Raw genomic sequence first — 11772 nt, forward strand, 5'->3', positions numbered from 1 at the left:
TTTTGGTTAATTTTTAATTTCAAATTGAAAATTATTCTTTAGTTTCAATTTCAATAACACTGTTTTTATCCTCTTCACCATCTTTAGCTGATGTTTTTGAACTTTTATAAATATGTATTGTTTTAATGTTGTCAGAATTCAGATCTCTAACTTTTCCATCATAAACAACTTCTCCGTTGACAATAATTAATTGCTTTGATTGCGTATTAAAATTGTCGTTTGATATTACACTTATGTTTGTTTGAAGTTTTGGCTCAGTAGTTATATTACTATTATAACCAACTTTAACATTCGTATTTATCTTAGTATTTACATTAGTATCTGTATTATTTGCACTAGTGCTTGTATTAATGCTTGTATGAGTATTATCAGTAGTTTTAACATCACAGTTAGTTTTAGAGTTTGTAACTTTTTTTACTTCGACTTTACGTTCTTTATTAATGATTTTAACTTCATCACTTTCGTTATCCGTTTTTAAGCCTATTTTTTTAGAACCGTCACTTTCAGTTTCAATTACAATTTCACAATCTTTAATCGCTGTGGTTCCTTTAACTCTGTAAGATTGTGATTGTTCAGAATCTCTTTTTAGATCAAATCTGATAGCTGTTAATTCATTATCTGAATTTCTTTCAACATCAGAAATCTTTGCGTCAACATTGTGATTTAGCTTCATTTTTTCAGCCATTTCTTTTAATTGCTGATCAGTTGTTGTTTTACTGATTTTGTAAACATCAACATTACCATTTTTGTTTCTAATTTCTTTCGTTACAATTTCTCTTTTTTCTTTTGCAATTACTTCAATCTGAAATAATAATACAAAAGCGACGAGTGCCGGAATCACGACACAGAGTTTCCAGGAGCTCCTTTTTTTTTTGATTGATTTTTGTTTAACATGACAATTCGTTTTTTGATTAATGATTGATAAAAATGATTGGTGATTGATAGACAACTTTCATGAGTTGTAATTTTTAAAAGCGTATATTGATAGGCTTTTTTGTCTGAAATTTTCTGAGCAGCTGCTGCATCTGCAATAAATTCAAGATTTTGTGTTATTGCTTTTTTATAAAGCCAAATAACAGGATTAAACCAAAATAATATAGAGAAAGCCCTGGCAATCAAAACATCCATAGTATGATTTTGATCACTATGCACTTTTTCATGCTCCAAAATACTCTCTAATTCAGAAGCCGTGTACATTGATGAGTTGTACACTATATATTCAAAATAAGAAAATGGAGCAATATTTTCGTTTATGTCAACAAATTTAAAATCAGCTTGTTGTTTTATTTGTTTTCCCTTGATAACTGAATTTAAACTATAAAAATCTAAAGCAAATTTTATCAGTAAAGCTAAAACTCCAATACTATAGATCGCTATTAATACTAAACTCCAATTAATTTCAGAAACATTTTTTTCTATCTGCGCCGAATACAGCGATGCATAATTTACATTTGAAAGTGGGGTAGGATTAACCCAAATTACTTTAGTATAAACTACCAAAGGAAGTATCGCAGAAGTAATTAAACCACTCAATAAAAACCACCTGTTACTGTTGAAAAACGTTTCCTTGCGTAACAAGAAATAGTAAGCGCAATAAAATAATATAACTAGTCCAGCTGATTTTGCGATATAAATAAAAAGTGCTTCCATAAAAAATAATTTTTATTTGTCTTCTTTTGGAGTTTCGATCATAGCCAGAATTTCGCGTAATTCAGCAGCAGAGATTTTTTCTTCTTTGGCAAAAAATGAAACCATATTTTTGTAGGAGCTATTAAAATAATTATCAATAGCCGTTTTCATATACTTTTTGCTATAAGCCTCTAAAGTAATTATCGGGTAATATTGGTGTGTATTTCCAAACGCATTATGTCCCACAAAACCCTTTTCCTCAAGATTACGAACAATAGTAGAAAGTGTATTGTAATGCGGTTGATCTTCTGTTATTTCAGCCTGAACCTCTTTTACAAAAGCTTTTTTAAGCTTCCATAAAATGTGCATGATTTCTTCTTCTTTGTTGGTTAACTTTTGCATGTTTTCTAATTTTAATTCAAACCTATAACTATTTTTCTAGTTACACAACTATAAAAATAGTTATTTAACTAAAAATTAAGTTTTATTTAAGTTGAAAGCACATAAAATCTACTCAAATTTAAAAGTAATAAATTGAATTTGAGTAATTTAAGAGTTAAAATTATTTAATGTTTTTTTTTCGAGAAGTAAAGCTTTTTTAATCCAGAAACAACAAAGAGTAGCCACAACGCCAATGCAAGCCATGAAAAACCAGTTAATTTGATAACCTAATCGGGTGATAATTTCAAAACCAACTTTGGAGCTAATAATATGAGCCAAACTGAAACTCATAGTATACAATGCCATATAGCGGCCTTCCTGACCACGTGGGGCACGGCTTAAAGCGAAAGCATTAGAAAATGGAAAGGTCAGAATTTCTCCAATTGAAATACAAATCATACTAATTACCAGAATTCCGGCCCAAACATTTATAAGAAGCAAAAAGAAACTTGAAGCCATAACAAAGGAGCCAAGAATAATGATTTTAATTTTTGGGAAACCTTTACGCTCCATAAATCCAACAGTTGGCATTTCTAAAGCAAAAATCAAGAGCCCGTTTAACGTCATTAATAACCCTGTTTGAAATTCACTTAAACCAAATTTCTCATTATGATATAAAGGAAGCGTCGTGAAAAGCTGAAAGAAAATCATAGCCGTTACAAAACTGACAAACAAGAAAACCCAAAAGATTCGATCGTGAAAAACTGATTTCTTATCTGATGCGCTTTCCACTTTATCATCGTGGTCAACTTTTTTCTTTTCTTTTACCAATAAAGCAAAAATAGAAATCGATACTATACAAGAAGCACCGTCAACCCAAAATAATCCAGAATAACCAATTCCCATAATAATTAACCCGCCCAAAGCTGGTCCGGCCGCGAAACCTAAGTTTACGGCTAAACGTACTAAAGTCAAAGCACGTGTTCTGTTTTCGGGTTTGGCATAAGCGCCCAAGGACACAAACATTGCTGGTCTGAACATGTCTGCAATGACCATTAAAAGGAACATCGCAATACACAATCCCCAAAATGTTGTTATATATTGTACAAAGAAAAGGGAGACTCCACTGGTAAATAAACTGAAAATCATGATTTTGTAAAACCCAATTTTATCCGAAAGTTTTCCTCCTAGCCAAGATCCCAACATCGAACCTAAACCAAATGCAACCATAATCCAACCAACTTGATTATAAGAGAAATGAAGGTCTTCTTTTAAATATTTTGATAAAAAAGGAAGTACCATAGTACCGGCACGATTGATGAAAGTGACCAATGTAAGTATCCAAATTTCTCTCGAAAATCCCCTAAAATTATTGATGTAATGGTTGGCTGCAGTTTTGAGCATTATAAAAATATGTTATTTGCAACAAAGTTAGGAAACTTTGTCACGTATCGCGGTTGCTGCTTTGTTACTTTTAAACTATTTTTGTTCAAAATTTCCAAGATGAAAAAAATAGTATTTCTTATCTTATTATTAACTTTTAGTTTTGGCTTTAGCCAAAAGAAATTTGATAAAAAAGAAACAGAGAAATTTCAGAAGACCATAAATTCGGAATATGCTGATCCTAAGACGAGTCCGTTAATGGAAGAAGATCTAAAAGTTTTTAAAACTTTAGATTTTTATCCTATTAATGCCAAGTATTATGTCAATGCAAAATTTGTAAAGGCGAAAAATGAAAAAGTTTTCGAAATGAAAACGACCGGAACAAGAACTCCAAAATATATAAAATACGGAACTTTATACTTTACTATTGATGGTAAAGCATTGCAATTAAATGTATATAGAAGTATTGATCTTTCGAAAACAGATGAATATAAAGATCATTTGTTTCTTCCTTTTTCAGATTTAACTTCAGGAAAGGAAAGTTATATAGGAGGAAGATATATCGATTTGAAAATTCCAAAAGGCAATACTATCGCAGTCGATTTCAATCAGGCTTACAATCCGTATTGTGCGTATAACCATAAATATTCTTGTCCGTTAGTTCCTTTGGAAAATGATTTGAATATTGAAATTAAAGCGGGAGTAAAGAATTTTCACTAATGGAATTCTTTAATTTTCATACACACCAATTTACAAATCAACCGAATACTTTGGAATTGGTTAATCAGTATCCAAATGAATTTGATGCTTCGATCCCATTTTATTCGATCGGAATCCATCCATGGTATATTGTTGAAGACAGAATTGATGCTGATCTGAGAATTATAGAAGAAAAATTGCAGACAGAAAATTGTTTGGCGATTGGAGAATGCGGTTTAGATAAACGAATTGAAATTCCGCTGGAACAACAAATTATAGTTTTTGAAAAGCAATTAGCTTTAGCCGAAAAATATAAAAAACCAGTAGTTATTCATTGCGTAGCTGCCTTTCAGGAAGTGATTGAAATCAAGAAAAAATTGAAAATTTCAGTTCCAATGATCATTCACGGGTTTTCGAAAAATAGTCAACTGGCAAACCAATTAATTAAGGAAGGGTTTTGTATTTCTTTTGGAAAATATTTACTGAGAAATCCGGAATTAAAAACGGTTTTTCAGAACGTTCCAAACGATAGATTTTTATTGGAAACTGATACAATTGAAGAAAATATTAAACAGGTTTACGATTTAGCAGCTGGATATAAAAATATAACAATTAAGGAGTTACAAGAGATTATCTCAAGTAATTTTGAAAGGATATTTCGTGGTTGAAAGAATATCGAGTATAGAATATAGAATAAAGAAGAAAGAGTCAGGAGAAAAGTGCCTCAGCAAAACTTGAAACCTGAAACTTGAAACAAAAAAACAAAACAAAATAAACAAAAGATTTTATGGCAGAGTGGACAGAAAGAGCCGAGCTTTTATTTACAAAAGAAGGATTAGAAAACTTAAAAAACTCCAATGTTTTGGTAGTTGGTTTAGGAGGAGTGGGGTCGTTTGCAGCTGAGTTTTTGGCAAGAGCGGGAGTAGGGAGTATGACAATTGTAGATGGAGATGTTGTTGATATTACGAATATTAATCGTCAATTACCAGCATTACATTCAACAGTTGGACAACCAAAAATTACTATTGTTGGAGACCGTTTAATGGATATTAATCCGGAATTGAAATTAACGCGAGTGCAGGAATTTTTATCTCCGGAAAGAGCTTTTGAAATCGTTTCTCCGGAATTTGATTATGTTTTGGATTGTATAGACAGTATTACGCCAAAACTTAATTTGATTATTGCGGCAAAACGCAAAAGAGTAAAAATATTAAGCAGCATGGGTGCTGGCGGAAAAATGTTAGCTTCAAAAGTAAAAGTGACAGATATTTCTAAAACAATAAATTGTTACTTTTCTAAGACTATCCGTAAACGTTTAAGAGCAGAAAAAATCAACAAATTAAAAGTGGTATTTTCTTCTGAAATCCAGGATGAAAAAAGCTTAAAATTAACCGACGGAAAAAACTTCAAAAAATCTTTCTACGGAACGAACAGTTATATGCCAGGCTTATTTGGCCTTCACGCTGCAGAAACGGTGATTCGTCATTTGCTTAAAAAAGAGTAGAAAAATTGTTTCAGGTTTCACGTTTTCTTTGTTTCAGGTTCTGGATCGAGTAAAATTTTGTCAAATTTATCAAAACATGAGAACTTGAAACTTTGAACCGCTAAAAATGTGCACTGCTGTGCGCCTCTACAGAAAAAACCTTTGAACCTTTATTCCTCAAAACCTTTGAACCTTAAAAAAAGATGATAAAAACAGTAATTTTTGATATGGATGGTGTCATTGTAGACACTGAACCTGTACACCGTTATGCCTATTACAAGCAATTTTCAGAGTTAAATATTGAAGTATCTGAGGAAATGTACACTTCGTTTACAGGATTTTCGACCCGAAATACATTTCAGAGTTTAAAAGGATTTTTTCCGACTATTGATCACGAAGTTGAAGATTTAATTCAGAGAAAGAGAAATATTTTTAATGATGCTTTTGATACTAAAGAAGATTTGTATTTACTCGAAGGTGTTGAAGATTTGATTAAAGATTTATACGCTAATGGAATCCAGTTGATTTTAGCTTCTTCTGCGTCAAAAGTTACAATTGAACGTGTCTTTACAAGATTTAATTTACATCAATACTTTACTCATATTGTAAGTGGGGAAGATTTTCCGCAATCGAAACCAAACCCTGCTATTTTTTTACACGCAGCTTCTTTGTCTATTGCGCCAAAAGAAAATTGTATTGTAATTGAAGACAGTACAAATGGTGTAAAAGCGGCAAAATCAGCAGGAATTTATTGTATAGGTTATAAAAGCCAGCATTCAAATTTACAAGATTTATCAGATGCTGATTTAATTATCAATCATTTCAATGAATTGAATGCTCAAAAAATATCACAGTTAAAGGCTTGAATTAAGTTAAATTTAACATTTGTTCCCTAATTGAATTTGTAAATTTGAACAAACAAATAAAACCTAATAATGAAAAAAATACTTATTGCATTAGCTATTATTTTAGCTCCATTTGCTACAGAAGCACAGATAAAAACACCACAGGCAAGTCCAAAAGCTTATATCAAGCAAACAGTTGGTTTAACAGATGTTGAAGTTACCTATTCAAGACCTGGAGCAAGAGGTAGAGCTGTATTCGGAAATTTAGTTCCGTTTGGTAAATTATGGAGAACGGGAGCTAATGAAAACACAATCATTAATTTTAGTGATGATGTTGTTATTGATGGTAAAACATTAAAGAAAGGAAAATATGCAATCTATACTATCCCTAAAATCGAAAGCTGGGAAGTAATTTTTTATCTTTCTACAGACAATTGGGGATTGCCAGAAAACTGGAGCGATGCTTATGTTGCCTTGAGAACTACAGTTAAAGAAAATGCATTACCAACTCCGGTTGAAAGTTTTACAATTGGAATTAATGGTTTGGATCCAAATTTCGCTTATTTAGAAATGGCTTGGGAAAATTCTCATGTAGCATTAAAATTCGAGGTTCCAACGGCAAAAACGGCTACCGCAAGTATCGATAAAGTTTTGGCCGGGCCATCTTCAAATGACTACTTTGCTGCAGCTCAGTATTTGTTCCAATCAAACGGAAACATTGAAACTGCAAGAACATACGTTGATAAATCGTTAGATATGAGTACTGAAAAACCATATTATATCTTAAGATTAAAATCATTGATTCAGGCAAAACAAGGTGATAAAAAAGGAGCTGTTGAAACTGCAAAAGCTTCATTAGCAGCTGCTGAAACTGCTAATAATCAAGATTACGTAAAAATGAATAAAGATAGTATTGCGGAGTGGAGCAGATAAGGCTTTAAAATTCCAATATTTTTAAATTCCAAATTCCAAAACTTTTATAAGCATTGGAGTTTGGAATTTTTTTTATTCTTTTTTTATAAATTATATACAGACTTGTCTGTATGGTTAAAAAGTTTTATATATTTGTCTTTTAAAAAATTTAAGTCGGATGTCACCTAAAGAAAGAATTTTGGAGAAAACAGCTGTATTATTTCATCAGCAAGGTTATAATGCTACTGGTATTAATCAAATTATTGAAGAGGCTAAAGTAGCTAAAGCCAGTTTTTATCAGCACTTTAAATCAAAAGAAGATTTATGTGTCGCCTTTTTAGAAGCACGTCACACTTTTTGGTTTAATCAATTAGAAGAATTTACACTTGGTGAAAAAGAGACTAAAACAAGAGTAGTGGCTTCCTTTGATTTTTTGATCTTTATGAATAAAAAAGAAAATTTCAGAGGTTGTAGTTTTTTAAATATACTTTCTGAAATTGCTTCAGATAATATTAAGATCCTAAGTGTGATTCAAAGTCATAAACAGGATTTAAGAGTTTATTTTCAGAATATTATCAATGATAAACTATTAACAGATCATGTTTATTTACTGTTTGAGAGTTGTATAGTCGAAAGTCAGCTATTCAGATCAAACCAACTTATTGAACAGTCAAAAAAAATAATTAAAACTTTAATTTCGTAAAAATGGAACAAAAATTACCGTTGCCACCTTTCACTTTAGAAACGGCAAAAGAAAAAATTCAATTAGCAGAAGATGCATGGAACAGTCAGGATCCTGAAAGAGTTTCAAAAGCTTATACAGTTGATAGTGAATGGAGAAACCGAGATCAATTTGTAAATGGGAGAGAGGAAATTGTTCATTTTCTAACTCAAAAATGGAAAAAAGAAATCAGATATAAACTAAAAAAGGAATATTGGGCACATACAGAAAATCGAATTGCAGTTCGTTTCGAGTACGAGTATCAAGATCTTAATGGAAACTGGTTTAGAGCCTATGGAAATGAAAATTGGGAATTTGATTCGAATGGTCTAATGCAAAAAAGATTTGCCAGCATAAATGATCTTGCAATTAAAAAAGAAGATCGAAAACTGTTATAATTAATTCATACTTGGCGGTTCTGGAATTTTGATACTTCTTTTGACTTTTTTCACGATCAAAAGATAGAAGGTAATACCTCCTAAAATAATAAGCAATGCAATCTGGAGTTGTCCAAGACTGTTGTTATCGTTATACATCTTGTTGGCGCTGGCTAATTTTGCTTTGCCTTCTTTTATCTGAATTTGAGATAATGATTCAAGAGTTTTAAGAGCTTCTCCGCTGGAATAAGCAATTTTATTCCAGTTTTTATTTTCAACCTGATTGTTAATTTCTTTGCAGGAAGCTAAGAAAGCATCAAAATGCTCTTTTTCTTTATTGGTTAAAACGGTTTTAGCATACAGATCATCAATGCTGTGAACGATTTTTAGAGTATGGATGATTTCATCTTTTTTAATAGTATCACTCAAATCTAGTTTTTCGGCTTCGCTTTTTATAAAATGAAGTTCTTTAGCATATTGAAAAATGTAATGAGAAACCATCAAACGATCGTTGTAAATGGCATTAATGTTTTCGTTTACATTTTTGGAATTTCGGAGCGTATTGAAATTACTCAATAAGATGATTAACATTACAATCAGTAAAATGAAAGCTGCTTTTGTTTTATTGCTGTATTTCTTTAAATCTCTCATCGTGATGCGAATTTTAGGTCAGAATATGTTCAAAAAATGCTATAGTAATACTAAAAAGAAAATGGAATCATTTTTATATTTATTTTGATAAAAAGTTTCCTTTTATTCTTTTTTCGACACTTTTTACAGCTGAAATTGGTACCATTTTCATGTTTTTACTTCCTTTTACAGTATAAAAATAATAAATGCTGTTTGAGCCAATAAGGCAAATTTGCTCTGATTCGCCACTATTATAATTCACTTTATAATCATACTTAGCTTTATTGTTTTTAATATTTTTTAAAGTAAAATAACCTGAACCAACTCCCGTTCCCATAAAAAAAGACAATAATACTATGGCAAAAATCTTGAAGGAAATTAAATTGTAGTAATTCTTTGCTTCCTGTTGTGATAATTCTGCCGTAGATTTTAATTCAAATGTTTTCTGTACCGTTTTATTTTCGCGATGTTTTAGCAACAGTTTTGGTAAATAAAAATGAAACGAAAAAAGTACAATGATGAGTACTAAAGTTATAGGGTTTGAAGTGAACTCAGCAATGGGACTAATTAAGATGTCCATGATGGTAGAGTATTTCAATATATTAATACCAAATTGATAATAGAAAAAACTCTCTTTTAATATTCCTAATATTACAAGATAGAGATATCCTAACGGAAGTAATGTTTGAATGTCTTCTGAAAATTTCATTGAAAATCTTTGTTTAAGATTGATTTTGAGACATACTAAAATAGTGCTTTTTTAATTACAAATAGCACAAGAATTATTTATTTAGAAAAGAGATTGTCTAATTATTGGTTTGTTTTAGCTGTTTTTTAAAGTAAATTTCTACAGAATTATGAGTAAGTTTACACTATCATTTTGTTTTTTGCTTTTAGTAAATGATGTATTGTATTACTCCGATACTACATTCTCAACGTCCGGTTTACTTTTAAAAAACAAAAACTGCATCACTAATGCCAATACTATTGTCAATATAGCGCCAATAAAATTCAACCATAAATAACCTAGTTTTTCTTGCGTATAAATCATGAAATAATAGATAATAAAAATGGTGATCTGGCTGATAATTGCACTGTAAAACATGGGCTTTGCCTGAACACGTCGAAGATAAAATCCGACTAAAAAGATTCCTAAAACAGTTCCGTAGAAAATGGATCCAATGATATTTACCAGCTGAATTAAATTCTCAAACAAAGTACCTACGCAGGCGAAAAGTATTGCTACAACTCCCCAAAACAAAGTGAAGAATTTGGTTGCATTAAGATAATGTTTTTCAGATTTCTCGGTTTTCAGATTTCGTTTGTAAATGTCAATTGCTGTTGTTGAAGCTAAAGCATTTAATCCGGAAGCTGTTGATGACATTGCTGCCGAAAGAATGACCGCTAACAATAAACCAATTAAACCTTTTGGCAAATAATGCAAAATGAAATGGAAGAAGACATAATCTTTATCGTTGGTTTCACTATTGCTGTCGGCTTTTGAAATGATTTCTTTGGCGCGATCGCGAAGGTCTTTTTCTTTGTTAGATAAAGCCACTAATTCTTTACGCAAAATAGGATTATCGTAATCCTGATTGAGCTGATCGATGTACAGTAAATTAATTACTTTTTTATCTTCTGAGAGTGTAATCAATTTTTTCTCTAAAGCGTGGTATTCCTCTTTAAAAGCTGATTTTTCAATTACAATTTTATTATTTGGATTAAAATTTAATGGAACTGGATTGAACTGAAAAAAAACAAAAACCATAACTCCGGTCAGTAAAATAAAAAACTGCATCGGAACTTTTAAAAGTCCGTTCATAATTAATCCCATCTGACTTTCACGAACTGATTTCCCGGACAAATAACGACCAACCTGAGACTGATCTGTCCCAAAATAGGCAAGAGCCAGAAAAAAACCTCCGGTGATTCCACTCCAAAAAGTATATTTTTCTTCTGGATCAAAAGAGAAATCAACAATATTCATTTTATCATTAGCACCTGCAATATGCATCGCACTGGTAAAAGTCATATCGTTTGGTAAGTAATGTAGAATTAGGAAAAAGGTGATAAACATTCCCGACATAATCACAAACATTTGCTGTTTCTGCGTGACGTTGACGGCTTTCGTTCCTCCTGAAAAAGTATAAATGATAACCAAAACACCAATCATGATGTTCATTAAAGTTAAATTCCAACCTAAAAGTGCAGACAAAATAATGGCAGGAGCATAAATAGTCAATCCAGTTCCTAAACCTCTTTGCACTAAAAAAAGAATGGCAGCAAGTGAACGCGTCTTAACATCAAAGCGTTTCTCCAGAAATTCATAGGCTGTGTAAACTTTATTTTTATGATATAGCGGAATAAAAGTCACACAAATCACAATCATGGCAATTGGTAAACCAAAATAGAATTGCACAAACCCCATTCCGTCATGATAAGCCTGACCTGGTGTAGATAGAAATGTGATCGCGCTGGCCTGAGTTGCCATCACAGAAAGTCCAACTGTATACCAAGGCGTTTCGTTGTTTCCCAGAATAAAATCTTCAACGTTTTTACTTCCTTTAGTTTTCCAGGAACCATATCCAACAATGAATAAAAGGGTAACAATAAGTACGATCCAGTCAAATAGTTGCATAGGTTATGAGTATAATTGCATGATTAAGAAAAAAATCAGGATGTAAATAGCATTGGCTACCAAAACATAGGTGT

14 protein-coding genes are annotated in these 11772 nt (G+C 31.4%); 7 read left to right on the forward strand and 7 right to left on the reverse strand.

What is annotated here, in order from left to right; translation table 11 throughout:
* Nucleotides 1-31 precede the first annotated feature (31 nt).
* The 4 genes from IRZ99_RS21325 to IRZ99_RS19055 form a co-directional block, all read right to left on the reverse strand.
* Nucleotides 32-841 (reverse strand): hypothetical protein, encoded by an 810-nt coding sequence (locus IRZ99_RS21325; protein ID WP_370527672.1) that lies wholly within the window; start codon nucleotides 839-841, stop codon nucleotides 32-34.
* Nucleotides 838-1650, reverse strand: a complete 813-nt coding sequence (locus IRZ99_RS21330) for a M56 family metallopeptidase (protein ID WP_370527673.1) — start codon at nucleotides 1648-1650, stop codon at nucleotides 838-840. The genes IRZ99_RS21325 and IRZ99_RS21330 overlap by 4 nt, the downstream gene beginning before the upstream one ends.
* A gap of 12 nt (nucleotides 1651-1662) precedes the next feature.
* Nucleotides 1663-2031, reverse strand: a complete 369-nt coding sequence (locus IRZ99_RS19050) for a BlaI/MecI/CopY family transcriptional regulator (RefSeq protein ID WP_194658836.1) — start codon at nucleotides 2029-2031, stop codon at nucleotides 1663-1665.
* A gap of 147 nt (nucleotides 2032-2178) precedes the next feature.
* Nucleotides 2179-3414 carry an MFS transporter gene (locus IRZ99_RS19055; RefSeq protein ID WP_194658838.1) on the reverse strand — a complete coding sequence of 412 codons (1236 nt, stop codon included), beginning with the start codon at nucleotides 3412-3414 and terminating at the stop codon, nucleotides 2179-2181.
* Nucleotides 3415-3513: 99 nt separating this feature from the next.
* Between IRZ99_RS19055 and IRZ99_RS19060 the strand changes: the two genes are divergently transcribed.
* The 7 genes from IRZ99_RS19060 (at nucleotide 3514) to IRZ99_RS19090 (ending at nucleotide 8451) form a co-directional block, all read left to right on the forward strand.
* The gene (locus IRZ99_RS19060; protein WP_194658840.1) at nucleotides 3514-4113 is read left to right on the forward strand and encodes a DUF1684 domain-containing protein; all 600 of its coding nucleotides are present in this window, start codon (nucleotides 3514-3516) and stop codon (nucleotides 4111-4113) included.
* The gene (locus tag IRZ99_RS19065; protein ID WP_194658842.1) at nucleotides 4113-4760 is read left to right on the forward strand and encodes a TatD family hydrolase; all 648 of its coding nucleotides are present in this window, start codon (nucleotides 4113-4115) and stop codon (nucleotides 4758-4760) included. Before IRZ99_RS19060 ends, IRZ99_RS19065 begins: the two co-directional genes overlap by 1 nt.
* 119 nt (nucleotides 4761-4879) lie before the next feature.
* Complete coding sequence (locus IRZ99_RS19070; protein ID WP_194658844.1) at nucleotides 4880-5596, forward strand: ThiF family adenylyltransferase; 717 nt, start codon at nucleotides 4880-4882, stop codon at nucleotides 5594-5596.
* A 182-nt stretch (nucleotides 5597-5778) separates the two neighbouring features.
* Complete coding sequence (locus IRZ99_RS19075) at nucleotides 5779-6441, forward strand: HAD family phosphatase (protein ID WP_194658846.1); 663 nt, start codon at nucleotides 5779-5781, stop codon at nucleotides 6439-6441.
* Between the two features lie 69 nt (nucleotides 6442-6510).
* On the forward strand, nucleotides 6511-7353 hold the full coding sequence (locus IRZ99_RS19080; protein WP_194658847.1) for a DUF2911 domain-containing protein: 843 nt from the start codon (nucleotides 6511-6513) through the stop codon (nucleotides 7351-7353).
* Nucleotides 7354-7510: 157 nt separating this feature from the next.
* Nucleotides 7511-8035 (forward strand): TetR/AcrR family transcriptional regulator, encoded by a 525-nt coding sequence (locus IRZ99_RS19085; RefSeq protein WP_194658849.1) that lies wholly within the window; start codon nucleotides 7511-7513, stop codon nucleotides 8033-8035.
* Nucleotides 8036-8037: 2 nt separating this feature from the next.
* A complete protein-coding gene (locus IRZ99_RS19090; protein ID WP_194658851.1) occupies nucleotides 8038-8451 on the forward strand; it encodes a nuclear transport factor 2 family protein in 414 nt (137 codons plus the stop codon).
* Here IRZ99_RS19090 and IRZ99_RS19095 read toward each other — a convergent pair whose 3' ends face one another.
* The 3 genes from IRZ99_RS19095 to IRZ99_RS19105 form a co-directional block, all read right to left on the reverse strand.
* Nucleotides 8452-9081: an MCP four helix bundle domain-containing protein gene (locus IRZ99_RS19095; RefSeq protein ID WP_194658853.1), complete on the reverse strand. Its 630-nt coding sequence runs from the start codon at nucleotides 9079-9081 to the stop codon at nucleotides 8452-8454.
* 79 nt (nucleotides 9082-9160) lie between these two features.
* Nucleotides 9161-9769, reverse strand: coding sequence for a hypothetical protein (locus IRZ99_RS19100; RefSeq protein ID WP_194658855.1), 609 nt, complete (start codon nucleotides 9767-9769; stop codon nucleotides 9161-9163).
* Nucleotides 9770-9973: 204 nt separating this feature from the next.
* Entirely contained in the window at nucleotides 9974-11698 is a 1725-nt protein-coding gene (locus IRZ99_RS19105) for a sodium:solute symporter (protein ID WP_194658857.1), read from the reverse strand.
* Between the last annotated feature and the right edge of the window lie 74 nt (nucleotides 11699-11772).

Origin of the sequence: Flavobacterium sp. LC2016-12 (assembly GCF_015351595.1) — a bacterium.
GTDB lineage: Bacteria > Bacteroidota > Bacteroidia > Flavobacteriales > Flavobacteriaceae > Flavobacterium.

Bases quoted from the DNA above. Each gene is read 5' to 3' on its own strand.
- IRZ99_RS19055 (WP_194658838.1), bottom strand. From the start codon at position 3,414: ATGCTCAAAACTGCAGCCAACCATTACATCAATAATTTTAGGGGATTT.
- IRZ99_RS19070 (WP_194658844.1), top strand. From the start codon at position 4,880: ATGGCAGAGTGGACAGAAAGAGCCGAGCTTTTATTTACAAAAGAAGGA.
- IRZ99_RS19090 (WP_194658851.1), top strand. From the start codon at position 8,038: ATGGAACAAAAATTACCGTTGCCACCTTTCACTTTAGAAACGGCAAAA.
- IRZ99_RS21330 (WP_370527673.1), bottom strand. From the start codon at position 1,650: ATGGAAGCACTTTTTATTTATATCGCAAAATCAGCTGGACTAGTTATA.
- IRZ99_RS19075 (WP_194658846.1), top strand. From the start codon at position 5,779: ATGATAAAAACAGTAATTTTTGATATGGATGGTGTCATTGTAGACACT.
- IRZ99_RS19065 (WP_194658842.1), top strand. From the start codon at position 4,113: ATGGAATTCTTTAATTTTCATACACACCAATTTACAAATCAACCGAAT.
- IRZ99_RS19085 (WP_194658849.1), top strand. From the start codon at position 7,511: ATGTCACCTAAAGAAAGAATTTTGGAGAAAACAGCTGTATTATTTCAT.
- IRZ99_RS19050 (WP_194658836.1), bottom strand. From the start codon at position 2,031: ATGCAAAAGTTAACCAACAAAGAAGAAGAAATCATGCACATTTTATGG.
- IRZ99_RS19080 (WP_194658847.1), top strand. From the start codon at position 6,511: ATGAAAAAAATACTTATTGCATTAGCTATTATTTTAGCTCCATTTGCT.
- IRZ99_RS19095 (WP_194658853.1), bottom strand. From the start codon at position 9,081: ATGAGAGATTTAAAGAAATACAGCAATAAAACAAAAGCAGCTTTCATT.
- IRZ99_RS19105 (WP_194658857.1), bottom strand. From the start codon at position 11,698: ATGCAACTATTTGACTGGATCGTACTTATTGTTACCCTTTTATTCATT.
- IRZ99_RS19060 (WP_194658840.1), top strand. From the start codon at position 3,514: ATGAAAAAAATAGTATTTCTTATCTTATTATTAACTTTTAGTTTTGGC.
- IRZ99_RS19100 (WP_194658855.1), bottom strand. From the start codon at position 9,769: ATGAAATTTTCAGAAGACATTCAAACATTACTTCCGTTAGGATATCTC.